Below are 26,168 nucleotides of genomic sequence, written 5' to 3'. Positions count from 1 at the left end.
TCCTGTGCGTTATACTATACGTATTCGCCAACACGCACAAACCGCTGGGGGTTGCGATGGAAGTGACTCTGCCAACTGGTGCATACGTGCGCTACGATGATGTGGGGAGCGGGCAGCCGGTCGTGTTGTTGCATGCGTTTCCGCTGAGCGCGGCGCTCTGGCGCGTGCAACTAACTTCGCTCACCGATCGGTTTCGCATGATTGCACCCGATCTGCGCGGGTTTGGCGGCTCGCCACCCGCACCTACGCCGCAATCACTCGACGATTATGCCGATGATGTGCTCGCCTTGCTCGATACGTTACAGATTGAACGGGCGATCATTGCTGGCTTATCAATGGGAGGTTACATCGCGTTTGCCTTGCTGCGCCGGGCGCCTGAGCGGATCAGCGGTTTGCTGCTAGCTGACACCCGGGCGACGGCCGATAGCGATGCTACCCGTGCGACGCGCGCCGCTAACGCTGAGATTGCGCTGCGCGAGGGTAGTGCCGCCTTGGCGGAACGATTACTGCCAAATCTGCTCGCACCGCAAGCCAGCGAGGCGTTGCGGGCCGAACTGCTGGCAATTGCCGCGGCGAATCCGCCCGCAGGGGTGGCCGCCGCCTTGCACGCAATGGCGGCGCGCTCTGATTCAACGCCGCTCTTGAGCCAGATCCGGGTGCCGACGACCGTGGTCGTTGGCGCGGAAGATACGCTGACGCCGCCGGGCGAGGCACGGGTGATGCACGAAGCGATTCCCGGCAGCCGGTTCGTCGTGATTCCCGGCGCCGGCCATCTCAGCGCGATCGAGCGTCCGGCAGAATTTAATCTGGCGCTGGTTGAGCTGGTCATGCAGGTGGCTGCTGCCAATTCGTAAGCATGTGAGGGTTAGTCGCCGGCCCAACGATCGCCGGCAAAAACAACCGCAGCGGCGCATGCGCCGCTGCGGTGCTGTTGCCCGAAGTGTTGTCTAGTTTTGGGTCGTTTCCCGCCGCTCGCGGATGCGGGCCGCCTTGCCGGTGAGGCCACGCAGGTAGTACAGCTTGGCCCGGCGCACCTTACCACGCCGGATAACCTTAATCGAGTCGATGCGCGGCGCGTGGAGCAAGAACGTGCGCTCGACGCCAATCCCGTGCGACGCAATCCGGCGCACGGTGAAATTCTCGTTGATGCCCTCGCCACGGCGCCGGATCACGACACCCTCAAAATCCTGCACCCGTTCGCGGTTGCCTTCAACCACTTTGACGCCGACGCGCACCGTGTCACCGACGCGAAACTCAGGAATGTCGGTGCGGTACTGGCGCCGGCCCAATTCTTCAAGCAATTGCTGCGACACGGCGTCGCTCCTTTCGCATGATGCCGGCAGGCGCCCGCATGGTAGCGGGACTGCACGGCGCGCTGACACACAAATTTGGCAGGCGGATGGGTTGCCGCCTGCCAGATCGGCTCTGTTCCATCGCTGATTATACCATAGCTGTGAGAGGGCGGCAAGTTGCTGGTACGAACAGCCGTCGTGTGACGGCATGGCTGGAAAGATTATGGATATAGACGTTTGCTACACTAGGTGCGTAGAGAATCATTATACGAGCATCCAGCGGCTGATCTGATCGCCCTCTGCGTGTCGGTTGTTAGTTTTACAACAAGGCGACTCACATGGCTCCATCTAGCCAATCACCCCAAAACGCGCTATAATCGCCGCGAACAGCGCTCGTTCGACAGGGTAACGCTCTCGTATGCAATCGTCGCCAGCCCAACCGGTTTCCACTACCGAATATCTCATGTTTCGGGTCGCCACTGAGCGGTATGCGCTGGCCAGCACGCCGGTGCGCGAAATTATGCGCTGGCGCGCGCCGACGCCGGTGCCGGGAGCGCCGCCGTTGCTGCCCGGTGTGATTAATCAGCGCGGGCAGATTTTGGCGGTGATCGACCTGCGCTTGTTGCTGGGGCTGGCCGCCGCTGCGCCCGATCGCGCCACGCGCCTGATCTGGCTGCATCACGGTGACATTGACGCTGCTTTGCTGGTTGATGCCGTTGATGATCTGATCCCTATTGATGCGGCGCACCTCGAACCGCCGCCGGCCAATCTCACTGGCCCGGCGCAACGAGTCATCCATGCCCTCTTTCGCCATCATGATCAGCCGGTGGCAATGCTTGATCCGGCTGCGCTGTTTGCGCTGGTGCAGGAGGCAGCGTGATACTGCTCATCGAAACCGTCGCTCGCCGGTATGTGTGCCGGCAGCACGATGTCGATAGCGTTGGTTTGGCTACGCAGGCCGAGCAAGACGAGCGCGGAAGGCGCATTATGCGCCACCACTTAGGGCCGCTGCTTGATCCTGCCGACCCGCCGGCATCAGGCCGGTTGCATGCGCTTACGATCAACTTGCGGCGGCGGGTGGTGGAATTGGTTGTACCGCGGGTTGATCTGTTGGCTGAAGCGCCGGTGATTGTGCCGCTGGCGCCGTTTCTGACGGCCCGGTTACGCTTGCCTTGGGCCAACGGGGTGGCTCTGCTTGATGATCAGCCGGTCATTGTCCTCGATCTGCGCCGTATGGCTGCCGATCTCGCTCTGGGTCTTCGTTTGGCTCATGCTTGAGGAAGCGTTATGAATTCGGGAATCTCCGCTGGTTCGACTGCTGAACTCTCGGCCTTACGCGAAAATCGCGTGATGTTGCGCTGGTTGATCATCTTCAGCGTTGCAGTGTTGGCGGTCTTTTGGCTCTTTGGGTTGGTGTTGTGGTTCACGAGCCATGTTGATCTGGCCACCTTCGCGCTGGCTAGTCTGGTCACGCTGGTTGGCCTTGTGCTGTATGGCGTAGCGGCGTGGTTCGTCCGGCAGCAGCAAACCATGCTGGGCCGGCGTTGGCTCTTTTTGGCGATGATCGCCGGCGCAGCAATGGTGCTCTTGCTCTTTGGCGGCGCTGACGGGGCGCGGGTGGTGGTGCTGTTTGTGCCGATTGTCAGTGCCGGCTTGCTCGGTAGTGGGCGCGATACATTGTTGACCAGCCTTGCCGGGGTGTTGGTGTATGTGGGGGTGCTGCTCGCTGAGCAGTTTGCGCGGGTGCAACCGTTTCTTGACGATAATGTCATTATTGATTCGTTCTTCTTGATCCTGACAATTAGTTCGATCGGGACGCTGTCTTGGCTGAGTAGCCGCGATTTGAGCCGGGCGCTGGCCGAGTCGCATTCACGAGCCGAAGAGTTGCTGCGCAATACTGAAACCTTGATGGAAAAGAATATCCAGCAGGTTGAGCTGGGCAGTGAGTTGGCGGCGGCGGCAGCCGAGCTGCAAGCCAATTCGCAGCAACAGGCTGGCGGCGCTAGCGAGCAGGCCAGTGCGGTCTCGGAAGTCTCGACGACCATTGAAGAGTTGGGCAGCACGGCCCGCCAAATTGCGCAAGCCGCCGAGCATGTCTCTGAAGCGGCCCAGCAGACGCTCGAACAACTCAGCAGCGGTCAAGATGCGGTGGACGAGAGCATTCAAGCGATGAAACGCATCCGCCAGCGGGTGCAAGATATCTCTACCCGTGTGCTCGGACTTGGTGAGCGGTCGCAGCAGATCGGCGAGATTATCGATTTGATCGACGATATTTCGGATGAAACGCATCTGCTGGCGCTGAATGCCGCGATCGAGGCTGCCGGCGCCGGTGAGTATGGCCGTCGCTTTGCCGTCGTCGCTGCCGAGGTGAAGAGTTTGGCGAACCGCACTTTGGCCGCCGCCAAAGAGGTGAAGGGGGTGATTGCCGAGATCCGGCAGGCGACTAGCGCCGCGGTGCTGGCCGCCGAAGAGGGCAGCAAAGAGGTGGAGCGCGGCGTGGAGTTGGCCCACCGTGCCGGCCAAGTGATGGATAACATCGTGATGGTGGCCGAGCGCACCGCGCAGGCGGCTGCCGAGATCGGATTGGCGACGGCGCAGCAGCAGAGCGCCAGCGAGCAGGTGGTTGAGACGATGCGCGAGATTGCCGAGGTGGCCCGCCAGTCAGCGCTCAGTGCGCGCCAGATGGCCGAGTCAGCCGCAAAGCTGACCGCCATCGCGGCCCGTCTGCACGGGATTGCGAATCTTGATGGTGAACGCCCCTCGCGGGGGCGGGATCGCTGATAACGTATGGATCTGACGAGTTTCTATGCCCAATTTCGTGATGAGACGGCTGATAACCTCCGCATCTTGAATGATGCGTTGCTGGCGATCGAGGGGCAGGCTGGCGAGACGCTGCGTCGCAGCGAGTTAGATCGTGCCTTTCGCGCCGTGCATACGATTAAGGGGTCGGCCCGCATGCTTGGGTTCGATCCAATCGCGCAGGTAGCGCATGCGCTCGAACACGTGTTGGGTGAGATCCGTCAAGAACGGCGTGCGCTGGATCGGCCATTGGCCGATGTGCTGCTGCGCGGTGGTGATCTGATTGGGCAGTTGGCGGCTGCGGTTCCCCAGATGCCGGCGCCGGCGCTCGCTGCCGTGCCTGAGTTTGTACAGGCGTTGGGGGCAGCCGCGCCGCAACCACCGCTGGCAGTCGCGCCGCAACCACCGCCGGCAGCCGCGCCGCAACCACCGCCGGCAGCCGCGTCGCCATCGTCGCCTATGCTAGCTGAAACGGCGCCGCGCACGGCCCGCCAGACCGTGCGGGTGCGGGTTGACCGGCTCGACCGGCTGTTTAATCTGGCCGGTGAATTGGCGGTGAATCAGCAGTGGTTAGGGGAGGTTGGGCAAGAACTGTATCGCTTGCAAGAGGCGGTGGATCGCCAGCAGCGCGCGGTGCAGGCGCTCGAACAGGAGCTGGCCCGGCTGAGATTTTCGCCGACGCAACGACAAGCGTTAGATGCGCGTCTGACAGTGTTGCGCGATGCGCAGGCTGCATTGGCCGATCTTGCCCAGCGCCAGAGCGACCGGCTCGATCGCCATCTGGCTCGCCAGCAGATGCTGGTCAAAGACCTTGAGCAAGAGGTGATGGCGGTGCGGCTATTGCCGATTGCGACGATCTTTAATTCCTTGCCGCGCCTTGTCCGTGATCTGGCGGCGGCGACGAGCAAGCAGGCGACCATTGAGATTCGCGGCGAGACGACCGAACTCGACCGGAAGGTGCTGGAATTGATCAGCGACCCGCTGGTGCATCTGGTGCGGAATGCGGTGGATCATGGTCTGGAAGCGCCGGATGAGCGGGTGGCTGCTGGGAAGCCGCCTGCCGGTTTGATACAGATCAGCGCCGAGTCGGCTGGCAATGAGGTGCGCATCCAGATCCGCGATGATGGACGCGGGATTGATCCCGAACGGGTGCGCCGGCGGGCGGTTGAGCTAGGGATGCTGGCTGCCGAACGGGCATCTCAGCTCGATACGCAAGAAGCGCTGGATTTGATCTTCCAGCCGGGTTTTTCAACCGCCCGCACCGTGACCGAGATCTCTGGCCGTGGCGTGGGGATGGACATCGTCCGCGCCAATTTGCTCGAACTCGGCGGGCAGGTACGGGTCGATTCAACCGTAGGCCAAGGTACAACCGTCTCTCTGACCATCCCGCTCACTCTGATCACCAGCCGGGTGTTGTTGGTGCAAGCTGGTCGCCAGATGCTGGCATTGCCGGCAGCGACGATTCGGGGTATTCTGTGGGTACGGCGCGATCAGGTGCAGTTGATCGATGGCCAACCGACCATTGCCTACCAACAGCGAACCGTAGCTCTATTGTCACTGGCTGAACTGGTAGGTATGAACGTTGACTCGCCGCTTGCACGCCATCCGCGCGCACCGGCGCTGTTGCTCAATGTGCGCCAACGGCGCATTGCCCTGTTAGTGGATGATCTGCTCGACGAGCGCGAGGCGGTCGTCAAACCGCTTGGCCCGCTCTTTGCCCGCCGTCCGGCCCTCAGTGGCGCCGTGCAACTTGGTGATGGCGGTCTCGCTTTGCTGATCAATCCGCTTCAACTCATCGAAGGCGGTGCGCGACGCGCGGCAGCGTTGCCAGTCCTCAGCCAGTCGCTGCGCGATGATCCCCGGCCAGCGCGCGTGCTTGTGGTTGATGACTCGTTTACGACCCGCGAGTTATTGCGCAGTATTCTTCAATCGGCTGGCTATGATGTGACGGCCGCAATTGATGGGGCCGATGCGCTTGACAGGCTGCGTTCCACGACCTACGATCTGGTAGTAAGTGATATCGAGATGCCTCGTGTCGATGGTTTCACCCTCACGACTCGGATCCGGCGCGAGTTAGCCCTCTCGGAACTGCCGGTCGTGCTGATTACCAGCCTTGCCTCTGAAGAACATCGTCGCCGCGGTCTCGAAGCAGGGGCGCAGGCCTACATCGTGAAGAGCCAGTTTAATCAAGACAGCTTGCTGAAGGTGATTCAGCAACTGCTCGGCCACGAGGAGTAGCTATGCCAACCATTCTGGTCGTCGATGATAGCCGTCTCGTTACTGACATTGTCAAAATGCGGCTCGAGATGTACGGCTACACCGTTCAGCTTGCGCATAGCGGTGAAGAGGCGTTGGCGGCGATTGCCGCCGAGCCGCCCGATCTGCTGGTGCTCGATGTGCAAATGCCCGGTATCGATGGCTACGAGGTGTGCCGGCGCATTCGCGAGAATCCGGCCCTTGACGATTTGCGCATCATTATGCTGACCTCGTCGGATGATAAACGCGCCGCGTTTGAGGCTGGCGTTGATGATTATTTGAATAAAGACATCGATCTCCTCAATCTGCCTAATCGGGTGCGGTTGGTGTTAGATATGGAATAGCAGCGCAGCCAATCGGCAGCATACCCGGCGAGTAGACACCCATGACCAACCCGCTGCGCATCCTGATCGTCGATGATTCGGCGCTGATGCGGCGCTTGTTACGCCAAATGCTGGAAAGCGATCCGGCTATTCGGGTTGTCGGTGAGGCCGGCGATGGCAAGACGGCGATTGCGCTGACCGCCGAGCTTCGGCCTGATCTGATCACGCTCGATGTACGCATGCCGGTGCTCGATGGGGTAGAGACGACGCGCCAGATTATGGCGTACCATCCGACGCCGATTCTAGTCTTGTCGGCAGCGGTTAGCGGCAAAGACGCCAACACCTCATTTGAAGCGTTGGCCGCCGGTGCGCTCGAGGTCATGGAAAAGCCGAGCTTGACCGATAGCGGATCGCTCGATCATCTGCGCCGGATGTTGATCCGGCGGGTGAAGTTGTTGGCGCGGGTCAAAGTAGTCACCCATCTGCGCGGTCGCCGTCATCCACCGCCCGAACTCAGCTCCATCCTTCATGAGACGCCGCATCACGTGCGCGGGCCGCGGATCGCTCCCGGCCAGTTTCCGGTGATCGTGATTGGCGCTTCTACCGGCGGCCCCAAGGTCGTGCGCCAATTGTTGGCTGGATTGCCGGCGCAGTTTCCGGCGGCAGTGCTGGTGGTGCAGCACATCGCGCAGGGGTTTGGCGCCGGGATGGCCGAATGGCTGGCGGAGGCGAGCGCCATTCCGATGGAACTGGCCGCCGAGGGGAGGCCGGTTTGCCCGGGTATGGCCTTGCTCGCACCCGATCGGGCTGATCTGTTGATCAAACCTGATGGGACGGTGCGGCTGAGCATGTCGCCGCTGCTGCTGCAACGACCATCGATCGATATTACCATGACCGCAGTCGCCGAATTGTACGGCGCGAGTGCAGTGGGGGTCTTGCTCACCGGCATGGGGCGTGATGGCGCAGTGGGCATGCGCGCTATCCGGCGGGCTGGCGGGCTGACCATCGCCCAAGATGAGGCGAGTTGCACGATCTTCGGCATGCCGCGGGCGGCGATTGAGTTAGGAGCGGCGGAACTGGTGTTGCCGCCCGATCAGATTCTCGCTGTATTGCGTGAGCGGTTTTCTGCTTCTGCGAGCATCGTATGACATTGCCGCCTGAATCGCTGAGCGCCTTGCGCGATTTGTTGGCGCGCTACTGCGGCGTGTTGCTCGACGATGCGCGGCTGATCACGTTGCGCAGCGCGGTCGAACGGCGCGCTGAGGCCGTGCGGCGCGCGCCGGCACAATACGCGGCTGATCTGGTGCTAAGCGCCGATCGGGCTGAATTACACCAACTGGCCGAACTGCTGCTCAACCACGAGACGGTGTTCTTTCGGAACCGGCCCCATATTGAGGCGCTGCGCAAAACCTTGTTGCCAACCTTGCACGCAACCTTGCCGCCGGGAGCGCCGATCAAAATCTGGAGCGCCGGCTGCGCTACCGGCGAAGAACCCTATTCGATTGCGATCACTGCGCTTGAGGCACTGGGCGAACCACTGCCGCGTCCGGTCGAGATTCTGGCCACTGATCTCAGCACCACCGCGCTTGACAAGGCGCGCCGCGGAGTGTATCGTGGACGCGCGCTGGCTAATGTGACGCCGGCGCAGCGCGCGCGGTTCTTTGTTCCTGCCGGAGACGGCTTGGCTGTCCACGAACGGGTGCGCCGGTTGGTGTCGTTTGTGCAGCATAACCTGCTGGAACCCTTCCCGCCGGCCACGCGCGGGACGCACATTCTCTTTTGCCAAAATGTGACCATCTATTTCTCGATTGATACCTGCCGCGCCCTGATGGCGCGCTTCTACGACATTTTGGCCGACGGCGGCACCCTCTGCCTCGGTTTTTCCGAAACGTTGTGGAATATCTTTGACCGGCTACGGCCAGTTGCGGTTGATGGCGCGTTTCTGTACCGGAAAGATCCGCCGCGGCAGCGCCCAACGGTGGCGCCAGCGGATAAGCGGTCTGTCCAGTTGCCCCGATCGAGCCGTTTGCGTCCAGCGGCGCCATCGGTGGCGGGTGTGCCATTGTTTACCGATGAGACGGTGGTACACGAGGGCCGGCGCTTGATCGACAGCGGGCAGCTTGAGGCAGCACTCGATTTGTTTGCCCGCGCGCCGTTGGCCGGACGCCATGCGCCGGCAGTGTTGGCATTGGCGGCGCAGGCTCACGCTAATCGGGGCGATCTCGATCTGGCGCTAGCCGAAGCGCGCCGCGCACTCGAATTGAATCCGCTGGTCACTGAGGCGCACATCTTGCTGGGGTTGATCTACGAGCGGCAGCAACAATTGCCGTTGGCCATTCGCCATTTTGAACGGGCCCGCTATTTGAGCACCGAGTCGCCGTTGGTGGCGTTTCACCTTGCCGAGTGCTACCGCCAAACGGGACGAATGACTGATGCAGTGCGTGAATACCGGAATGCTGAGCGGTTGTTGGCCACGTTGCCGCCCGATGAGCTGCTGGAAGGCGTGGCTGCCCATTGGCTGGCCGAGAGTTGCCGGCGTTGGATTGACCGGCTCGATGGAGAGCGTTAAATGGCTGCCCGTAATGGTCGTGTGTTATCTGAACTCGTGATCCGGCGGCGGATGTGGCCGAGTCTTTTGGCGCATCACCCGCGCAGCCTGATCACCGCACGGCGCAGCGCCGCGCCGCCCGATCCGCCGTCGCCGCCGTCGCCGCCACCACCGGTCATTGATGAAGCGGCACAGCGGCGGGCACGCGAGATCGAACAAGAATTGCAATTGGCCCGCGATATTCAGCAGGGCTTGCTGTTAGAGGCGGCGCCGCACCTGCCCGGCTGGGAAGTGACGGCCATTTCGTTGCCGGCCCGTGATCTTGGCGGTGATCTGTACGACTTTTTGCCGTTGGCCGATGGGAGGCACGGCATCATGATCGGCGATGTCAGCGGCAAGGGGTTGCCCGCCGCCTTGCGCATGGCGGTGGCGCGCACCGTCTTCCGGCACGAAGCGCGCCGCAACGCTGATCCGGCCACCACGCTGGCGGCGGTGAATCGCGGCGTGTTGAGCGAGATTCCGCACGGCATGGTGACCATGCTCTATTTACAGCTCGAACCGCGGAGCGGCGTGATCTGTTGCGCTAACGCCGGCCATACCTTCCCGCTGATAGTAACTGACGAGCTGCGCGAGCTGGAAGTTAGCGGATTGCCGCTGGGAGTTGATCATGAGAGCGAATACACCGAGTTAAGCGCCGCCATTGCTCCCGGTGAGAGCCTGTTACTCTACACTGATGGCTTGATCGAAGCCGAGGGCCCTGATGGCCAAATCTTAGGCTTCGAGCGGCTGGCTGCGTTGGTGATGGCGCAACCGCAGCGCAAACCGCGTGCGCTGGCTGCGGCGCTCGTGCATGAAGTGCGCTCGTGGACGAACGGCGTGCTGAGCGATGATGTGACCATGGTGATTTTGCGGCGGCGCTTGCTCGATCTCACCGCAGAAATCCGTAGCGTGATTGCGGATGTCGTCGGTAGTGATCGCCTCGAACCGTTGTGGGATGCCCTCTTTGCTGGCGACATTCCGGCTGACGCCGAGGCATGGCGTGACCTATTGCCTCGCCTGCAAGCGCCGGCGCAAGCTATGTTGGGCCGTGGCTTGGCACGCGAATTGATCCAACAGATCCGGTTGACGTTAGATGATTACCGCGAGGTTGCGTAATCGCCGCGATCGCTTCGTTGGGGCAGGTGGGCATGCCTGCCCCGGCCACGCCGCTTGTGAAGAAAACTATATACTGTCGTATACTTCTAAATGACGATTCTACAATATACGGAGAGCGAGGGGCATGTTATAGTAGAAATCAGCATCTGTCTGGTCGCCGAGGTGAGCTATGGCATCAACGAACGAACTCCAATTTATGCCCCTCGACCTTGATACCTTTAGCGGTAGCGAACGGTTCATGACCGGCACACGGCTAGGGGCGGCGTTTAGTCAGGGGATGCGTTCATACCTGCGCGCGGCCTATGCCGATGCAATCGAACATTTCAAAGCGGCGCTCATCGCCGCGTATGTCGATGGTGAAGAGCAAGCCCAAATCTACGAGCGGGAACGGGCCATCATTTATCTCTATATTGGCAATTCGCTTGCGTTTCAGGAACATTGGGAAGAGGCGTTGCGCGAGTATCTTGAGGCGGTGCAGACCGATCCGCAATTGGCTGAAGCCCATTACAACCTTGGCGTAGCGTTTGCCGCGCTTGGCCAGATCGATCGGGCGATTGCCGCCTTCAAAGAGACGCTTGAACATAACCCCAACCTCTACGAAGCCCACTTTGCACTTGGCCGCTGCTACCAGCGGATTGACGACGCTGGCCGGGCATACATTCACTTTAGCAGCGCCTGCAACGCGCGCCCGCAAGCCGCCGAACCGCGCTATTACATGGGCTTGATGCACCAGAGCCACGGCGCGCATGAATTGGCTCAGCGTTGCTTCGCCGAGGCGTTGCGGGTCGAGCCGACCTTTGTTTCGCCGGAGCCGGTGCCCGACGAGCCGCTGGTCAACCGCAGCGAAGAAGAGGTTGCGCAGTGGTATTACCGCTTGAGCCAAGCCCTCAAGCAACAAGGCTACGAAGAGGAGGCCGAGCGGATCTATCGCGCCTTGTTGCAGTGGCGGCCCCAAGAGTACGCTGCCCGCTATCTGTTGGGCAATCTGCTCGCGCGCCAGCGCCGGTTTGAGGAAGCTTATGAAGAATATGAGCAGGTGCCGCCGCAACATCGTCACTATGTCGATGCCCGCTTGCGTATGAGCGCCATCTTGCGTTTGCAGAAGAAACCGAAACAAGCCTACGAAATTCTCTTCGCCTGTGCCCGCCTCAATCCGCACCATGGCCAGCTCTTCTTGCAGATGGGCAAACTCCTCTACGATATGGGGATGAATGCGCAGGCGGCGCGCGCGTTCGAGCGTGCTGTGCAACTAATGCCCACCGATGCGCAGGCCCATTACCTGCTCGGTTTTGTCTACAACTCGTTGGGGCGCGATACGTGGGCGCTGGCCGCGTGGCGCAAAGCCGTCCAATTAGCTCCCGATGCCCATTCGTTGCGCTTCGATCTGGGGTACATGTACATCCGGCGCGGGCGCTACGATCTGGCCGCGCGCGAGTTTCAACAAGTGCTTGAGCAGTGGCCCGACGATATCGAAACCCAGTTTATGCTCGGCCTCTGTTACAAAGAATTGCTTGAGCCGGCTCGCGCCATCCCATTGTTTGAAAAGGTGTTGCGCCGCAATCCACGCCATGCGCAAGCACTCTACTACCTCGGCGCCTGTTATCTGCAAGTTGGCAATACGTCGTTGGGCAAAGCCTACCTGCGCCGCTACGATCATCTCGTGCGCCAAACGGCGACTATGAATGGGGTGACTCGGCCACGTTCACACCCTACCTCTCGTCTCTCCTCGTAATTTGGCAATACTCTGGTTCGCTCCGTTCGCTACACTAGGATCGGTGCGAATCGAGCAACGCGCGTAGAGGCACAAGCATGCAACGAGTAGAGCTGCGTATTCCGTCAATTCCGATCTTCGAACGAGTAGTGCGCGCCAGCGCGGCTGAAATCGGCAGCGCCGCCGGCCTGAGTCCGGAACGGGTCGAAGATCTGAAACTTGCAGTGAGTGAGGCGGTCAATAATGCGATTGATCACGGCAATCGCGGCGATACAGCGAAGCTGGTCGGCGTGATCTTTGATATCGATGGCGATAAGCTCGAAATCCGGATCAGCGATCAGGGCGGCGGAGTGGAACGGCTTGACTTCTCGCGGCATGTGATTGATGACGAACGGCTCGATGCCGGTTACTTGCGCGGTTTCGGGATGTACCTGATTAGCGCGCTGGTTGACGATTACGAAGTGGATTCATCACAGCAAGGAACGGTGCTCACGCTCCGTTTGTATCGGAAGGATCGGCAACAATGAGCGACATTATTCGACGGGAAGAGTTTGGTGATGTGGTCGTGCTCCACATCCTGACCACGAGCGTTGATGCAATCTCGGCTGCCGCCATTGCTGCTGAATGCCAAGAGATGCGTCCAATTACCGTGCTGGATTTTAGTGAAGTCTCGTTTATCAATTCAGCCGGTATTTCAGCATTGCTGAAATTTGTGGTGAATGCGCGCAAATCGGGGTATCAGCTCTTTGCGATGAATGTGACGCCACATCACCAGAAAATCTTTAAAATGGTTGAAATGGCGCGGTATATGCCAACGATCGAAGAGCGCGATCTCGCGGCATACCGTTGAGATGCTCAAGCAGTGTAGCCAATCGTGCAACTATAAGAGGGGCGGGCGATCGTCTGCCCCTTTGGTGTTTCATCGCTTGATGGCTTACAGATAACAAATTGATGACATCGCTTGCTCACCGGCGCCGGATGCGCAACCACCAGTGCGATATGGTATGATTAAGAGGGAAAGTGACAGGAGGTTGCGCATGAGTTTACGGAAACGCACCGGAAAAGTTGGTGTGGTTGGCACGGGGATGGTTGGCACGTCCTTTGCGTATGCGTTGATGCAGCGTAGCCTCGCCAACGAGTTGGTGCTGATTGATGTTGATCATGCTCGCGCCGAAGGTGAAGCGATGGATCTCAACCATGGCTTGCCCTTCGTGCGCCCAATGCGAATCTATGCCGGCACGTATGCCGATTTGGCCGGCGCCGATCTGATCGTTATCGCTGCCGGCGCTAACCAGCGGCCCGGCGAAACCCGCCTCGATCTGCTTGGCCGCAATGCAGCTATTTTCCGCGAGATCATCCCGGCTATTCTGGCCGCCAACGATGATGGCATTATTGTGGTCGCCACCAACCCGGTTGACATCCTCACCACGATCGGCGCCCAGATTGCTGGCCCGGCAGCCAAGCGGGTGATCGGGTCGGGCACCATCCTTGATACCGCCCGCTTCCGGTACTTGCTCGGCCAACATTACGGGGTTGATCCGCGCTCGGTACATGCCTACATTGTTGGTGAACATGGTGATAGCGAACTAGCGCTCTGGAGTCTGGCGAATATCGCCGGCGTCCGGCTGGTCGATTTTGTTGGCGCTAATGGGCAGGGGTACGACCAAGCGGCGCTCGATGCCATTCTCGAACAGACGCGCAATGCCGCGTATGAGATTATCAAGCGCAAGCGGGCAACCTATTACGCGATTGGCTTGGGCTTGCTCTCAATTGCTGAAGCGGTGCTGCGCGACCAACATACGGTCATGACAATCAGCAGCCTGATGACCGGCCAGTATGGCGTGACCGGCATTGCCATCAGTCTGCCGACAATTGTCGGTCGCGATGGCGCGGAAGAGGTGCTCAATCTGCCCTTGTCGGAACAAGAAGTCGCGCTCTTCCAGCGTTCAGCCGCGATCCTGAAAGAGAATCTGGCTCACGTCAGTTAGGGCGAACCCAGCAGCCGAGGAGAGTGCGCCGTGCCACCCACGATCATGGTTGTTGAAGATGATGCCGCGACACGCCGGTTGTACCGGTTTTTGCTGCGGAATAGTGGCTACGATGTGATCGAAGCCGAAGATGGAATTGATGCCCTTGAGAAGTTAGCGGTTCATGATTGTGATGTGATCATCACCGACATGAATATGCCGCGCATGGGTGGCATCGAGTTGGTGCGCACGCTTCGCCAGAATCGCTCGCAAGTCTATGTCATTATGGTGACGGCCTTCGGCACCCCTGACACCGAGAAGAACGCCTTTCGCACTGGCGTGAACGAATATTTAACCAAACCGTTCGATTTTGACGAGCTTGAACGGCGATTGCAAAATTATTTCGCTCGCCGTAATCAAGCGGAATCGTGAGCACCGGCGCCGCGCACCCTCTGATCGGCGGCGCCGTCAGTTCAGTATGCGAATGGCAATATTGTCATCAGCCACGGCGCTGCTGTAGTCTTGGTGCAACGTTGGCATGGGTATACTACTCTAGGGTAGTATATTGATCATGCGTTGCACCTGCGTGTTGTCGATCTGAGGAGCCTCTCGTATGGCGGATTATGCAAGTCCCTCTCCGATTGCCCGCCCCCGGATCCTCGTTGTGGAAGATGAGACGAATATCCGCGAGTTTTGCCGTCTCCTCCTGCGCCGTGAATATGATGTGGTTGTCGCTGAGCATGGGCTGGCGGCAATCACGATTCTGCAACAGCAACCCTTTGATCTGGTGGTGACCGATCTCCAAATGCCGCACGTCGATGGTATTACCTTAATCCGCCATCTGCGCACTCACTATCTCGACACTGATGTGATTGTCATGACGGCGAATGCGACGGTGGAAACGGCGCGCGAGGCGCTGAAGCTCGGTGCGCTTGATTATATCGCCAAGCCGGTGGATGCCGAGCAGTTGCAAAAAACCATCCGCACCGCGCTAGAGATACGCCGGATCCGGCGCGAGCAAGCACGGCTGTCGGATCTGGTGTTGATGTACCAGTTTAGCCAAGCGATCGCTACCTCGCTTGATATTGAAGAGCAGACCGCCCGTTTGGTCGAGTTCGTGGGCCGGCGTTTTGCCCCCATCCATATCGGTTTGTCACTGATTGATTCCAATGATGAGACCTTAGTGGTGCTGATTGGAGCCGCCGCGGGCAATCATCTGTCGTTAGCCGCAGTTGATGAACAGACGCTGTCCGCTGCGCATCGTCGCCTCATCGCCTTGCCAGCCGCATCGCAGGGACGTTTGGTCGAAGTGGTGTTGCGCAGTCGCGATCGGGCGATTGGCATGCTTGATCTGGCGCGTTCTGATGAACAACCGCCCTTTGATGCCGCCGAACGGCATCTGATCGAAGTCTTTGCGTCGCAGATCGCCGCCGCCCTTGACAATGCCCGGCTGTACCGCGCGCTCAAAGATCAATACGAGCAGATGATTGCGGCGCTGGCCGGCGCGATCGAGGCGCGCGATTCCTATACCTATGGCCATTCGCGTCAAGTGACGCGCTATGCTGTTCGCTTGGCGATGGAATTGGGCCTGAGCGAGGCTGAGATCGAGCGCATTCATTATGCTGGGTTGCTGCATGACATTGGCAAGATCGGGGTGCGTGACGATGTCTTGCTCAAGGCGGGGCCGCTGGCTGCCGAAGAGCTGATTCAAATGCGCCGCCATCCCCAAATCGGTGTGCGCATCCTCGAGCAGATCCACGGGTTGCGCGATATATTGCCGCTGATTGCCGCCCACCACGAGCGTGTCGATGGCAATGGCTATCCGCTGGGTCTGCGGGGTGATGAAATTCCGCTCGGTGCGCGGATTTTGGCGGTTGCCGATGCCTTCGAGGCGCTGACTGCCGATCGGGCCTATCGTGCGGCGCTTGATCCCGAACAGGCGCTCCAAGTCATTCAACGCGGACGGGGCAGCCATTGGGATGCACAGATCGTTGATGTTTTCGTGGCGATGATGCGGCGTGAACGGCTGTGGGAACAGTCGCCCCGCTTGCGCCAAGCGACGCGGGTGCAAGCGCCGATTGAGTCGTAGGCGGCGCGTCAGATCATGGCCTCGATGATGCGCGCGATGATCGCGAAGAAGCCAAGCACGACCAATCCGAACGTCACGATTCCGCTAATGAATTCGCCAACCGTCGGTTTGGCTACCGTGACCGTTTCGACGGCCTGCGCTGGGCAGCCGGCTGGCGCAGGCTCGACGGTCTGCTCACGCTGGATGAAGCCGTGGGCAAGGCAGGTTGTGCCGTTGTGATCGCTGCGCAGCACATGGCGAAAGGCGATCGGCAGCCCGATGGCGGTAAAGAAATCAGCCCGATCTTGTAGTTGAACGTGTAGGTGCGGTTCACTGGAATGGCCAGAGTTGCCGCAGGCGCCGATGGGTTGGCCGGCGCGCACCGTCTCGCCAGTGTTGACGCAGACACTGCCCTGCTGCAAGTGGGCATAGAGGGTGTAGGCGTGCTCATGATGCTTGATGATGACGTAATTCCCACGTAGATCAGGCGTGGTGACATCGATCCAGCCGGTACCGGCGCGGGGATCGTCGCGAATGTCGTTGCGCATAGCGACGACGATGCCATCGGCGGCGGCAAGCACTGGCTGCCCGAACGCGAGGTAGTTGGCCGGTTGGCGCGGATCGCCGCGGTAGGTCAAACCGGTCGCTTCATCGACGATCACAAAATCATACGCATACCGCTGGCTGATGAGGCCCCATGAGTGCGAGGTTTGCTGATCAACCCCGCCGTTGACCACCTTCCAGCGTCCGTGAAACGGCAAGCGGACGGCAAAGGTCTCGTCGTAGGCGATGCCGCGCCGGAGACCGCGCCATTGCGCTGCCGCTTGCCCGCCAGCCTGCCGGAGGGTGAGCGCGAAGCCGTGGATGTTGAACAGGCTCCAAATCGTGACCGAGATGAAATACGCGGCAATGATTCTAAACGCCTGCAATGTGGTGGTCATAGAATCGCCCTTTCACTGCGGTGGAGGCTGATCGTGGTAGAGGGAAAGCGTTGTCGTACGATTGTACGTTAGGGGCATGGGTTTTGTTGCACTGGGACGGCGGAATCTGCGCTGGCACGATCGGAAAGGGCTGTGGCTGAGGAATCGCTTAGCTGGCTATACTGGCGCGGCGGGAACTGCTGTTGCGCGCTTGACGTTGAATCAGACAGGCGAGTATAATCGCCGTGGCTCTTCACCGTAGATCGTCTCAGCTTGTATGTGATTTGCCAGTCACGTATCAGGAACAGCTCAGTTCGGTTTCGGTGAGGATTAGCTACCATGAATAAAGCAGGCTGAACGCCGCGATCATGCCGCAATGGCGCGGAGTGATGAAGTAAGGGAGATTCTGCATGACACGACGGATCTTTGCTGCGCTGGGGTTGTTGGTACTGGCGGTTTCATTGCTGGCGTGGCCTCAGCCCGGTGCAGCGCAGGGCGGCGTGCCCGATACCTATCCGCCGTATCAGGCCCGCTATTTTCCCGAAACCGGGCATAGCGCGGTCAACTGGTTTTTAGAGGCGTGGAAGAATACGCCCAATGCGCTCTTTGTGCTCGGCTACCCGATCTCAGAGCCATTTATCGAAGAGAGCTTTACCGAGCCGGGCAAGTTTTATCGCGTTCAGTATTTCGAGCGCGCCATCCTCGAAGAGCACCCCGAAAACTTTGGCACCCAGAACAATCGCTACTACATTTTGGGCCGGTTGTTGGGCAGCCGGCTCGTGCAAGGGCGCGAGAATGAGCCGCCCTTCCAGCGGGTGCCTGATCCGGGTGATGGTACATGGTTTGCGCAGACTGGCCACACCCTGCGCAACAGTCCGGCCCCGTTCCGCACCTTCTGGCTCAACAATGGTGGCCTTGAGGTGTTTGGCTATCCGCTCTCCGAGCAGTTCCAAGAGCGCAATCAGGCCACCGGCGAGGTCTACTGGGTGCAATACTTCGAGCGCCAGCGCATGGAGTGGCACCCCGATGAGCCCGACCCGCGCTATCGCATTCTGCTCGGCTTGCTGGGGAATGAGTATCGCGATCTGCGCCACCGTACCAATCCGGCGTTTAACTATCGCCCGCCTGACCAGTCGTTGCCGCGCCAATTTATCTACGGCTTCAACGCCCATCTCTATGGGCAGGGCACGGCGTGGCAAGATCGCAACCGTGTCTTGCAGATGAGCCGCGATGCCGGTATTTACTGGATTCGCCAGCAGGTGCGCTGGATGGACTTGCACGATCGATCGGGCGCGATCTATTGGGCCGAACTCGATGATATTGTGGCCGATGCCAACCGGCAAGGCGTGAGTTTGTTGCTCAGCGTGGTCGCTGCGCCGAGTTGGGCGACGGCGAACGGCAGCAACGGTATGCCGCGGCGCGAAAACTTTAAGGATTTCGCCTATTTTATGGGCGAGATGGCGAAACGCTACAAGGGGCGGGTGCAGGCATACCAGATTTGGAATGAGCAGAACCGCGCTTGTGAGAACGGCGGCGACTGCGCCCGCGATGGCGGCGTTGGCGGGCGGGTGGCCGACGCAAGCTACTACGTTGATCTGCTCGAAGTCGCTTACAAGGCGATCAAGGCTAATGACCCTATGGCGATTGTGGTTAGCGGCGCCCCAACCAGCACCGAGACCAACAATCCGAATATCGCGCTGAGCGATACATCGTATATGCGCTCGATGGCTTCCAACCCCAAGTTCCGCGCCAATGTTGACGCCATCGCTGTCCATCCCGGCGGCCATTACAATCCGCCTGATACGCTCTGGCCCGACCGGCCCGGCCCCGGCCCCGAATGGCGCACGAGCCGCGAATTCTACTTCCGCCGCGTTGAAGATATTCGCAATGTGCTGGTGCAGAACGGTCTGGCCGACAAACAGATCTGGATTACCGAGTTTGGATGGGCAACGCGCAATAATACGCCGGGTTACGAGTACGGCAACTCGACCTCATTCGAGCGGCAAGCTGAATGGATCGTGCGCGCCTTCCAGATCGGTCGCCGCGAGTATGCGCCGTGGGTAGGGGCGATGTTCCTCTGGAACCTGAACTTTGCCGTGCCATGGCGGGCGCAGGGCAATGAGTTGCACGAGCAGGCCTCGTTTGGCGTGATTAACGGCGATTGGAGCCCGCGTCCGGCGTGGTTTGCCATTCAGGCCATGCCGAAAGATTGATAGGGGCAAGACATGTCTTGCCCCATTGGGTAGTATGCAATCACAACATGATATGAGGTACGTATGAAACGGTTTCATTCCCGGCGCTGGCCGGCGCTGGTGCTGATGTTGATGCTCTTGGCCGCCGTATTAGCGGCATGTGGCGGCCAACCGGCCAATCCGCCAGTGAGTAATGTGCCGACTGCTGCGGTAGTAGCGACGCCTGATACTGCGACGGCGCCGACCGCAGCGCCGACCGCTGTGCCCACGGCAGCGCCGACCACAGCGCCGGTCGAACCGACGGCGACCCCGGCGGAACCGACGCCGGTACCGGTCAACCCTGATTACCTTGAGTTTGGCATCGTCGGCCACTTGTATTACACCGACCGCGATCGAGTGTTGCAGTTGACGAAAAATGCCGGTTTTGACTGGTTCCGCCAGCAAGTGGTCTGGATGGATATTGAGGATCCGGTTAAGGGCATCTATGGCTGGGATGAGCTGGATCGGATCGTGGACGCCGCTAACCGGTTTGGGATTAAGTTGCTGGTGAATGTGGTGCGGTCGCCGACGGCTTATAACGCGACCAACGGCCTGCCCGACGATCCTGAGACGCTGGCCAATTTCCTTGAGCAGATGGTGCGCCGCTACGGTGATAAGATTCAGGCGTATGAAATTTGGAATGAGCCGAATCTCGCCGTTGAAAACGGCGGTGAAATTGTGCCGGAAGATGTCGGGCACTACGTGGAGATTCTGAAAGCGGCGTACACCCGGATTAAGTCGCTGAAGCCAGATGCGATCGTGCTGGCGGCAGCGTCATCGTCGAGCGGCGTGACGAATCCGGCCATCGCGCTCTCGGATCAAGAGTTCTACCGCCTGATGTATACCTACAACAATGGTGAAGTGCGCAACTACTTCGATGTGCAGGCGGTGCATCCGGGTGGCGCGGCGAATCCGCCCGATACGCTCTGGCCCGACAATCCGAGCTATATTCCCGGCTGCCAGCCGGCGCCTGATCGCTGCTGGAACGACCACGAGACGCACTACTTCCGCCACGTCGAGAATGTGCGCAAGTGGATGGAACAGTACGGGATGGGCGATAAAGAGATCTGGATTACCGAGTACGGTTGGGCGACGCCAAATAACACGCCGGGCTATGAGTTCGGTAACTATGTGACGCCAGAGCAGCAGGCGGAGTACATCCGTGCGGCGATGCTGCGCGTCTACGATAACTATCCGTTTGTGGGCAATATGTTCCTCTGGAACATCAACTTTGCCGTGCTCTGGGGCGAGCAGGGTAATCCGAACCACGAGCAGGCTGCCTTCGGCATCCTCAACCCCGACTGGAGCCCGCGGTTGTCGTATCTGCGCGCGCAAGATACGATTGCCCAGATTAAGATGTGGCAGGGGCGGTTTGTCGCGCCGTGATGCGGTAGGGGCGGTTCATAGCACCACCCCGGCACGGGGTCGCTCGCTGGGTTAGGGGCGGTTCACAGCACCGCCCCTACTACGTTCACTCCTAATTTGGTTACTATCATCTCACCCCATTCACGCTCCAGCTCGCCGGCTAGCAGCCAGCCGGCGGGGTGGGGTTGTGCGATCATGCCGAGCACGTTGCGGTACGCCTCTGGCAGTGGAATTTCAGGCATCATCCAGCCTTCAGCGGTGGAGGCAAGACGCAGGCTTGGCGAATCGGGCAATTGGCCATAAGCAGCCAAGATCGCCTCTTCAGCCGGCAGTGTCTGCCAGCCGGTGGCCGTGATGCGCAGATAGTCTGCCGGCCCGCGTCCGTGACGCCGGCGCACGATCTGGCCTTCCAGCAGTTCAAGAACGCCATCAGGGCTGGCCGGCAAGCTGCGCCAGCCATTGGGGGCATTCAGATCAAGCACGCTGAGTTGCTGCTTGGCGCTGATAGTGAGACGGCGCGGTGGGCCAAGTTGCGCTGACGGCGGCGCGGGGAGGGCGGCGATCCGGTCGGGGATGGTCAAGGTAACGAAGCCACGGCTGGCGAGCCGGCCAAGCAGACCGGCCCGCCGCCAACTAGTGAGGTGAAAATGAAATCCATCGCGCTCGCCCTCGCCGCGCAAGACGGGGCCAAGCGCCGGGTTGTGGATGAGGAAGAGGTTGGGCCGGATCTCTTCAAAATCGGCGGGAGCGCCGGGACGGCGACGAGATGCCATAGTGGTGATTGAGGATAGCCGCAAAGAGACGCAAAAGGTTGATTAATCTTAAACAATGTATGTTCTAGTGCATATTATAGCGTGTATCTGCGAGATAGAGACGCTGAGTTCTGTTCGCGGGCCAGCGGCCCGCACGCCGGTGGCTTCAAGGGCGGACAGAACGCATGAGCGTAGATGCGGTTGATAGTTTTGAGATGCTTTGGTTTGCCCTCACCCGCAGCCCCTCACCCGCTGACATTCAGGGGTGGGCAGATCATCTGATCCGGCCCCCGGCCCTGAAGGGCCGGGCTAAGGTTACGAAGCCCGCGGCGCGGGCTGATGCCCCCACCCGCAGCCCCGCTCCCGCTGGCGTTCAGGGGTGGGCAGACCATCTGATCCGGCCCCCGGCCCTGAAGGGCCGGGCTAAGGTTACGAAGCCCGCGGCGCGGGCTGATGCCCCAACCCTTGCCCCTCCCCCGCTGGGGGAGGGGTGATGGGGAGCGCAGCACGGGGCTTTACGCCATTGCACAGCGATCAACGGTTGTGCGCGACCAAAGGTTCTTTCCGCCCCTAAAGTGCCGGTGGGAGGGGGCGGGCCAGCGGCCCGTGTTTCCGCTCGATGCCACCTCACGACGATAACCCGAACCGTTGCAGGTTAGGCGCGGTATAGGCGTGACAAATCGCGATCGCGAGCGCATCGGCGGCATCATCCGGGCGCGGCGTGGTGGTCAGGCCAAGCGTCAGGCGCACCATCTCTTGCATTTGGCGCTTATCAGCGCCGCCGTAACCGGCCACCGCCTGTTTCACCGCCAGCGGCTTATATTCATGCACCGGAATACCAGCTTGGGCCAGCGCCAGCAATGCCACCCCGCGCGCTTGGCCAACGGTCAGCGCCGTATTAACGTTCTTGCCGAAGAAGAGTTCTTCGACGGCGGCGGTATCGGGGCGGAGGCGTTCGATAATAGCGCACAGCCCATTATAGAGCTGCAACAACCGTTCGGGTTGGGGCATACCAGCGGGAGTCGTGAGGGCGCCGGTCTCGATCAGGCGCAGTTGACCACCTGTTATCTCGACCACGCCCCACCCCATCGTTGCGGTACCCGGATCAATCCCAAGCGTGCGCACAATGCTCCTACTCTGTGATCGCTGCTGCTGACCGCGCGTTACGAGTCAAAGCGAGCCACCAGCTCGGCGGTAATATCGAGGTTAGAATAGACCTTCTGCACATCGTCGAGGTCTTCGAGCTTCTCGATCAAGCGCAGAGCGGCCAGCGCATCTTTCTCATCGGGTTGGATGAGGGTCTTGGCGCGCATGATCTTCTCGGCATTGCTGATCGGCACGCCTTGATCGAGCAACGCTTGCCGGATAGCGTTGAGTTGCGTCCACTCGCAGTAAATTTCGAGCGTCTCGTCATCAAGCACGACATCATCGGCGCCGGCGTCGATTGCGATCAATTGCAGCTCATCGGGATCGCGCTTGGTCGCGCTGAGGTCAACGGTAATCAAGCCCTTTTGCTCAAACATCCACGAGACGGAGCCGGGTTCGCCGGGGTTGCCGCCATTCTTGTTGAAGGTCGCGCGCACCTCAGAGTTGGTGCGGTTGCGGTTATCGGTCGCGGCTTCGATCAAAATGGCAACGCCGCCGGGGCCGTACCCTTCGTAGAAAATCTCTTCGATGGCGGCTTCGTTTGATTTGCCCAAGCCGCGGTCGATCGCGCGCTGAATATTCTCGTTCGGCATATTATTGGCGCGCGCCTTTTCTACTGCCAGCCGCAAGCGGAAATTCATATCGGGGTCGCCGCTGCCGCCTTCGCGGGTGGCAATCGTAATATCGCGGGCCAATTTGGTAAAGAGCTGGCCGCGACGCTGATCATTCACGCCTTTGGTACGGCGAATGGTATGCCATTTCGAATGGCCGGACATAGCACCTAGCCTCCTTAGTCATAGAAGGTTATACTGTACCCAATTATAGCATGGTCATTGAGCGACGCTGTGCGGGTGGATCAATTTGGCTGGCGGCGGCGTTTAAGTAGACAGAATTGCGAACGGTTGCCGGCAGGAGAATGGTATGAAACCTTTACTGACGGATCGGGTGCATTGTCTCCCTAACGACATCTATGTTGTTACGACCGCAGCCGGCAATGTATTGGTCAACAGCCCGCCGGAGAGCTTGAAATTTCTGCTAGCGCAGGGTTTGCCGCCGCCGGCGTACGTGCTCTTGCCGCCGGATGCGCTGGCGGGGAGCGAACCCAGTTCGCGCGGATTTGTGCGGCGTGGGATTAACTACGCCAGTGTGGAGTTCTTGATCTATGCCAACTTTTTTGGGCAGCAGCGCCGGATGACCTTGATCACGGCGACGGCTGCGCAGGCGCAGCGATTGTATACCTTGCTGAGCGAAACGATCAACGGCCCGGCGGCGCTGGACGATTGGCCGGGGGCATGGTTGCGGCAAGAATGTGAGACGGTCGCGTTCTACCCGCCGCTGGGGCGCGCGCCTACGGTTGATGATATGGTGACGATCGTGGCGTTAGAAGAGAGCGGCGATCTAGGGCCGATGCAGATTGAGTATGACGGGAGCAATTTTCGCTTCTTTGAGCAAGGCGTCGAGATTGCGCGCGTTCCTGCCGTGATCACTAGTGTGGCCCATCCCTTGGCGGTAGCGCCACCGCGACCATTGGTGCGGCAGACGATCACCTTACAGTTTATTGGCGGGAGTGATGGGTTTGACCCGACTGGCATCACTACCTGTTTTCTGGCCTATTTAGGGGCCGGCCAACCGTTATTATTCGACGCGGCAGCCTATCTCAATGTGCGATTGGCGCATTTGGGTCTGTCGCCGCGCCAACTGGATTTGGTCATTATCTCGCACCTGCACGAGGATCACATTGCTGGGTTGCCGGAACTCATCCTCGCCGGCGGCAAGCGGGTGCAGTTGGTGACGGCGCAGCCGATCTATCGCTCGTTGTTGCGTGTGCTAGGGGCAATGCTCGATCTGCCGCCGGCAGCCGTGGCTGAATTATTCGACTTCTACCCGCTTGATCCCGGCCAACCGTTGGACGTGCATGGCTACCGGTTTGAAGCGACTTACGCGGTGCATTCGATCCCGACCATTGCAGTACGGGTAGGTGGAATCGGCTATTCGGGTGACATGCGCTACGACGAGGCGTGGTTAGAGCATTTGCATCAGAGCGGCCAGCTCAGCGCCGAGCGGCTGGCTGCATTGCGCCAGTTTGCCGAAGGGGTAGAGGTGCTGGTGCATGATATGGGGGGCGGCGCTATCCACACCACGCCAACCGCGCAGCTCTTGCGTGAGCTGAGCGCCAAGAGCCGGCGGTTAGTGCTGGCTCATACCAGTCGCCAAGATTGGAAAGTCGCCGATGAATTGGCTGGCCGGGTGGAAGTGGCGGTGAGCGGGCATATTGTGGGGTTGGGGGAAGTTGTAGCCGATGACGAACAGCGCCAGCGGTTTGAGACTCTCACCATTTGCCCGATCTTTGCCCGCTTACCGGCGGCGGAACGGGCCGAGCTGGCGGCGCACTGCGCGGTGCTTACCTATCCGGCAGGACACACCATCGCCCACGAAGGTGATGGCTCAGACGGCAGCGCGTATGTGATTCATCACGGGATCGTCGAGATCTTGGTCGGTGGTGAACCGGTGCGCTTGTTGGGGCGCGGCAACAGTTTAGGCGAGCGGGGAGCATTGATGGGTGAACCGCGCACAGGCACGATGCGCGCGCACAGCGAAGTGCAATTGCTGCATATCGCACCTGATCTGTTTACCGGGGTGGCGCGCCGGCTGGGGTTGCATGATGCGTTTACCCGCGCTGAATGGTTGTGGCAACAACCGGCGTTGGCGCAGTTGCCGTGGGCGACATTGCTCGATCTGGCGCTCGATTTTACGCCGCATCCTGTTCCGGCGGGGACAACCCTTTGCCGGCAGGGTGAAATCGGCGCGACCGGCTATTTGCTGGTGTCGGGACGATTGGCGTTTGCTGGCGCGACGACCGGCGATAGTGAGCGAAGTGGTGATTGCTTTGGGATGCGCGCTGCGTTGCGGGGTGAACCGTACCGGATGACGGTAACGTCCCTGACCGACAGTATGGTGTGGAGTATTGACGCGCCGGCGCTCCAGCGGCTCTATCTGATCTACCCTGACTTGTTGCTGCACCTGCACACGATCGACCGGTAGCAGAGTTCAGCAGCGCATTGCACTGCGGTTGGCGCACGGCGGTGCTGGTGCCGACCATTTGACAAAGTGGGGGGAGCGTAGTATTATGTTGTCGCGTCGGGAAACCGCGCCATGCCGAAGTGGCGGAACTGGCAGACGCGCTACGTTCAGGGCGTAGTGAGGGTGACCTCGTGTGGGTTCAAATCCCACCTTCGGCACCACAGTGGGGGATAGTTTAAGGGTAGAACGCCTGGTTCTGGCCCAGGTAGTTGGGGTTCGAATCCCTGTCCCCCAGCCAATGCTCTATACCGTTACCCCTTCTTCACAAAGGCGTGAAGAAGGGGTTTTTTACATGTGGCGATGCGATAAGGGCGGTTAGAACCGCTCCCTCCTAGCCCACGTTCAAAGGTGGACAGAATGCAGGAGCGCTACGGTTGATGGCGTTGCGATGAGGTGGTGTACCCTCACCCCCATCCCTGCTCCCACTGGCGCGGGAGAGGGGAGTGGAGCTAGGCGTTGAGGCATTGCACAGCGATCAACCGTTGTGTTTGATCAAATGTTCTGTCCAGAACCCGGCCCTAAAGGGCCGGGCTAGGGGTACGAAGCCCGCTGCG

The 26,168-nt window shown here is 60.1% G+C and carries 23 protein-coding genes, 2 tRNA genes and 1 pseudogene; 21 read left to right on the top strand and 5 right to left on the bottom strand.

Annotation, left to right across the window (positions count from 1 at the left end; translation table 11 throughout):
* Positions 1-56 precede the first annotated feature (56 nt).
* Positions 57-854, top strand: a complete 798-nt coding sequence (locus tag A6A03_RS12925; protein WP_066789009.1) for an alpha/beta fold hydrolase — start codon at positions 57-59, stop codon at positions 852-854.
* Positions 855-947: 93 nt separating this feature from the next.
* Here A6A03_RS12925 and rplS read toward each other — a convergent pair whose 3' ends face one another.
* A complete protein-coding gene (rplS, locus tag A6A03_RS12920) occupies positions 948-1,313 on the bottom strand; it encodes a 50S ribosomal protein L19 (protein WP_066789007.1) in 366 nt (121 codons plus the stop codon).
* A 397-nt stretch (positions 1,314-1,710) separates the two neighbouring features.
* On the opposite strand from rplS, the gene A6A03_RS12915 reads away from it, so the two are divergent.
* The 15 genes and pseudogenes from A6A03_RS12915 (at position 1,711) to A6A03_RS12850 (ending at position 16,140) form a co-directional block, all read left to right on the top strand.
* Positions 1,711-2,172, top strand: coding sequence for a chemotaxis protein CheW (locus tag A6A03_RS12915; protein WP_066789005.1), 462 nt, complete (start codon positions 1,711-1,713; stop codon positions 2,170-2,172).
* Entirely contained in the window at positions 2,169-2,570 is a 402-nt protein-coding gene (locus tag A6A03_RS12910) for a hypothetical protein (RefSeq protein WP_066789003.1), read from the top strand. The genes A6A03_RS12915 and A6A03_RS12910 overlap by 4 nt, the downstream gene beginning before the upstream one ends.
* A gap of 9 nt (positions 2,571-2,579) precedes the next feature.
* On the top strand, positions 2,580-4,073 hold the full coding sequence (locus A6A03_RS12905; protein ID WP_066789001.1) for a methyl-accepting chemotaxis protein: 1,494 nt from the start codon (positions 2,580-2,582) through the stop codon (positions 4,071-4,073).
* A 6-nt stretch (positions 4,074-4,079) separates the two neighbouring features.
* Positions 4,080-5,879, top strand: a pseudogene (locus A6A03_RS12900) (chemotaxis protein CheA); the annotation flags it as partial.
* Between the two features lie 84 nt (positions 5,880-5,963).
* Positions 5,964-6,329, top strand: coding sequence for a response regulator (locus A6A03_RS21110; RefSeq protein WP_425394383.1), 366 nt, complete (start codon positions 5,964-5,966; stop codon positions 6,327-6,329).
* Between the two features lie 2 nt (positions 6,330-6,331).
* The gene (locus tag A6A03_RS12895; protein ID WP_066788996.1) at positions 6,332-6,691 is read left to right on the top strand and encodes a response regulator; all 360 of its coding nucleotides are present in this window, start codon (positions 6,332-6,334) and stop codon (positions 6,689-6,691) included.
* A gap of 41 nt (positions 6,692-6,732) precedes the next feature.
* Positions 6,733-7,818, top strand: coding sequence for a chemotaxis-specific protein-glutamate methyltransferase CheB (gene cheB / locus A6A03_RS12890; protein WP_066788993.1), 1,086 nt, complete (start codon positions 6,733-6,735; stop codon positions 7,816-7,818).
* Positions 7,815-9,239 (top strand): CheR family methyltransferase, encoded by a 1,425-nt coding sequence (locus A6A03_RS12885; RefSeq protein WP_066788991.1) that lies wholly within the window; start codon positions 7,815-7,817, stop codon positions 9,237-9,239. The genes cheB and A6A03_RS12885 overlap by 4 nt, the downstream gene beginning before the upstream one ends.
* Positions 9,240-10,373 carry a PP2C family protein-serine/threonine phosphatase gene (locus A6A03_RS12880; RefSeq protein ID WP_066788989.1) on the top strand — a complete coding sequence of 378 codons (1,134 nt, stop codon included), beginning with the start codon at positions 9,240-9,242 and terminating at the stop codon, positions 10,371-10,373.
* 169 nt (positions 10,374-10,542) lie between these two features.
* Positions 10,543-12,105 carry a tetratricopeptide repeat protein gene (locus A6A03_RS12875; RefSeq protein ID WP_066788987.1) on the top strand — a complete coding sequence of 521 codons (1,563 nt, stop codon included), beginning with the start codon at positions 10,543-10,545 and terminating at the stop codon, positions 12,103-12,105.
* Positions 12,106-12,182: 77 nt separating this feature from the next.
* The gene (locus tag A6A03_RS12870; protein ID WP_066788984.1) at positions 12,183-12,611 is read left to right on the top strand and encodes an ATP-binding protein; all 429 of its coding nucleotides are present in this window, start codon (positions 12,183-12,185) and stop codon (positions 12,609-12,611) included.
* Positions 12,608-12,934 carry an STAS domain-containing protein gene (locus A6A03_RS12865; protein WP_066788981.1) on the top strand — a complete coding sequence of 109 codons (327 nt, stop codon included), beginning with the start codon at positions 12,608-12,610 and terminating at the stop codon, positions 12,932-12,934. Before A6A03_RS12870 ends, A6A03_RS12865 begins: the two co-directional genes overlap by 4 nt.
* 187 nt (positions 12,935-13,121) lie before the next feature.
* On the top strand, positions 13,122-14,072 hold the full coding sequence (locus tag A6A03_RS12860; RefSeq protein WP_066788978.1) for an L-lactate dehydrogenase: 951 nt from the start codon (positions 13,122-13,124) through the stop codon (positions 14,070-14,072).
* 30 nt (positions 14,073-14,102) lie between these two features.
* Positions 14,103-14,483: a response regulator gene (locus A6A03_RS12855; RefSeq protein ID WP_066788972.1), complete on the top strand. Its 381-nt coding sequence runs from the start codon at positions 14,103-14,105 to the stop codon at positions 14,481-14,483.
* A 181-nt stretch (positions 14,484-14,664) separates the two neighbouring features.
* Complete coding sequence (locus tag A6A03_RS12850; protein ID WP_066788969.1) at positions 14,665-16,140, top strand: HD domain-containing phosphohydrolase; 1,476 nt, start codon at positions 14,665-14,667, stop codon at positions 16,138-16,140.
* A gap of 8 nt (positions 16,141-16,148) precedes the next feature.
* Here the strand turns inward: A6A03_RS12850 and A6A03_RS12845 are convergent, their stop codons facing one another.
* On the bottom strand, positions 16,149-17,060 hold the full coding sequence (locus A6A03_RS12845; protein ID WP_066788966.1) for a M23 family metallopeptidase: 912 nt from the start codon (positions 17,058-17,060) through the stop codon (positions 16,149-16,151).
* Positions 17,061-17,449: 389 nt separating this feature from the next.
* On the opposite strand from A6A03_RS12845, the gene A6A03_RS12840 reads away from it, so the two are divergent.
* Together A6A03_RS12840 and A6A03_RS12835 are read left to right on the top strand one after the other, a co-directional pair.
* Positions 17,450-19,252 carry a hypothetical protein gene (locus A6A03_RS12840; protein ID WP_066788963.1) on the top strand — a complete coding sequence of 601 codons (1,803 nt, stop codon included), beginning with the start codon at positions 17,450-17,452 and terminating at the stop codon, positions 19,250-19,252.
* Positions 19,253-19,315: 63 nt separating this feature from the next.
* Positions 19,316-20,656, top strand: coding sequence for a glycoside hydrolase family 5 protein (locus A6A03_RS12835; RefSeq protein ID WP_066788960.1), 1,341 nt, complete (start codon positions 19,316-19,318; stop codon positions 20,654-20,656).
* A gap of 62 nt (positions 20,657-20,718) precedes the next feature.
* Here the strand turns inward: A6A03_RS12835 and A6A03_RS12830 are convergent, their stop codons facing one another.
* The 3 genes from A6A03_RS12830 to A6A03_RS12815 form a co-directional block, all read right to left on the bottom strand.
* Complete coding sequence (locus A6A03_RS12830) at positions 20,719-21,408, bottom strand: hypothetical protein (protein ID WP_066788956.1); 690 nt, start codon at positions 21,406-21,408, stop codon at positions 20,719-20,721.
* A gap of 606 nt (positions 21,409-22,014) precedes the next feature.
* Positions 22,015-22,512, bottom strand: a complete 498-nt coding sequence (ruvC, locus tag A6A03_RS12820; protein ID WP_076798255.1) for a crossover junction endodeoxyribonuclease RuvC — start codon at positions 22,510-22,512, stop codon at positions 22,015-22,017.
* Between the two features lie 38 nt (positions 22,513-22,550).
* Entirely contained in the window at positions 22,551-23,309 is a 759-nt protein-coding gene (locus A6A03_RS12815; RefSeq protein WP_066788950.1) for a YebC/PmpR family DNA-binding transcriptional regulator, read from the bottom strand.
* A 145-nt stretch (positions 23,310-23,454) separates the two neighbouring features.
* Between A6A03_RS12815 and A6A03_RS12810 the strand changes: the two genes are divergently transcribed.
* The 3 genes from A6A03_RS12810 to A6A03_RS12800 all read left to right on the top strand — a co-directional run bounded on the left by A6A03_RS12810 (position 23,455) and on the right by A6A03_RS12800 (position 25,852).
* Positions 23,455-25,575 carry a cyclic nucleotide-binding domain-containing protein gene (locus A6A03_RS12810; protein WP_066788946.1) on the top strand — a complete coding sequence of 707 codons (2,121 nt, stop codon included), beginning with the start codon at positions 23,455-23,457 and terminating at the stop codon, positions 25,573-25,575.
* A 113-nt stretch (positions 25,576-25,688) separates the two neighbouring features.
* Positions 25,689-25,775, top strand: a tRNA-Leu gene (locus tag A6A03_RS12805).
* Between the two features lie 3 nt (positions 25,776-25,778).
* Positions 25,779-25,852, top strand: a tRNA-Gln gene (locus A6A03_RS12800).
* Positions 25,853-26,168 lie beyond the last annotated feature (316 nt).

This window comes from Chloroflexus islandicus, assembly GCF_001650695.1.
GTDB lineage: Bacteria > Chloroflexota > Chloroflexia > Chloroflexales > Chloroflexaceae > Chloroflexus > Chloroflexus islandicus.
The sequence above is the reverse complement of the archived record's forward strand: the minus strand, read 5'-3'. Positions and strand labels throughout refer to the sequence as shown.

Excerpts from the sequence above, each read along its gene's own strand:
- A6A03_RS12925 (WP_066789009.1), top strand. The coding sequence starts at position 57 with ATGGAAGTGACTCTGCCAACTGGTGCATACGTGCGCTACGATGATGTG.
- A6A03_RS12915 (WP_066789005.1), top strand. The coding sequence starts at position 1,711 with ATGCAATCGTCGCCAGCCCAACCGGTTTCCACTACCGAATATCTCATG.
- A6A03_RS12905 (WP_066789001.1), top strand. The coding sequence starts at position 2,580 with ATGAATTCGGGAATCTCCGCTGGTTCGACTGCTGAACTCTCGGCCTTA.
- A6A03_RS12895 (WP_066788996.1), top strand. The coding sequence starts at position 6,332 with ATGCCAACCATTCTGGTCGTCGATGATAGCCGTCTCGTTACTGACATT.
- cheB (WP_066788993.1), top strand. The coding sequence starts at position 6,733 with ATGACCAACCCGCTGCGCATCCTGATCGTCGATGATTCGGCGCTGATG.
- A6A03_RS12885 (WP_066788991.1), top strand. The coding sequence starts at position 7,815 with ATGACATTGCCGCCTGAATCGCTGAGCGCCTTGCGCGATTTGTTGGCG.
- A6A03_RS12880 (WP_066788989.1), top strand. The coding sequence starts at position 9,240 with ATGGCTGCCCGTAATGGTCGTGTGTTATCTGAACTCGTGATCCGGCGG.
- A6A03_RS12875 (WP_066788987.1), top strand. The coding sequence starts at position 10,543 with ATGGCATCAACGAACGAACTCCAATTTATGCCCCTCGACCTTGATACC.
- A6A03_RS12870 (WP_066788984.1), top strand. The coding sequence starts at position 12,183 with ATGCAACGAGTAGAGCTGCGTATTCCGTCAATTCCGATCTTCGAACGA.
- A6A03_RS12865 (WP_066788981.1), top strand. The coding sequence starts at position 12,608 with ATGAGCGACATTATTCGACGGGAAGAGTTTGGTGATGTGGTCGTGCTC.
- A6A03_RS12860 (WP_066788978.1), top strand. The coding sequence starts at position 13,122 with ATGAGTTTACGGAAACGCACCGGAAAAGTTGGTGTGGTTGGCACGGGG.
- A6A03_RS12850 (WP_066788969.1), top strand. The coding sequence starts at position 14,665 with ATGGCGGATTATGCAAGTCCCTCTCCGATTGCCCGCCCCCGGATCCTC.
- A6A03_RS12845 (WP_066788966.1), bottom strand. The coding sequence starts at position 17,060 with ATGACCACCACATTGCAGGCGTTTAGAATCATTGCCGCGTATTTCATC.
- A6A03_RS12840 (WP_066788963.1), top strand. The coding sequence starts at position 17,450 with ATGACACGACGGATCTTTGCTGCGCTGGGGTTGTTGGTACTGGCGGTT.
- A6A03_RS12835 (WP_066788960.1), top strand. The coding sequence starts at position 19,316 with ATGAAACGGTTTCATTCCCGGCGCTGGCCGGCGCTGGTGCTGATGTTG.
- A6A03_RS12830 (WP_066788956.1), bottom strand. The coding sequence starts at position 21,408 with ATGGCATCTCGTCGCCGTCCCGGCGCTCCCGCCGATTTTGAAGAGATC.
- A6A03_RS12815 (WP_066788950.1), bottom strand. The coding sequence starts at position 23,309 with ATGTCCGGCCATTCGAAATGGCATACCATTCGCCGTACCAAAGGCGTG.
- A6A03_RS12810 (WP_066788946.1), top strand. The coding sequence starts at position 23,455 with ATGAAACCTTTACTGACGGATCGGGTGCATTGTCTCCCTAACGACATC.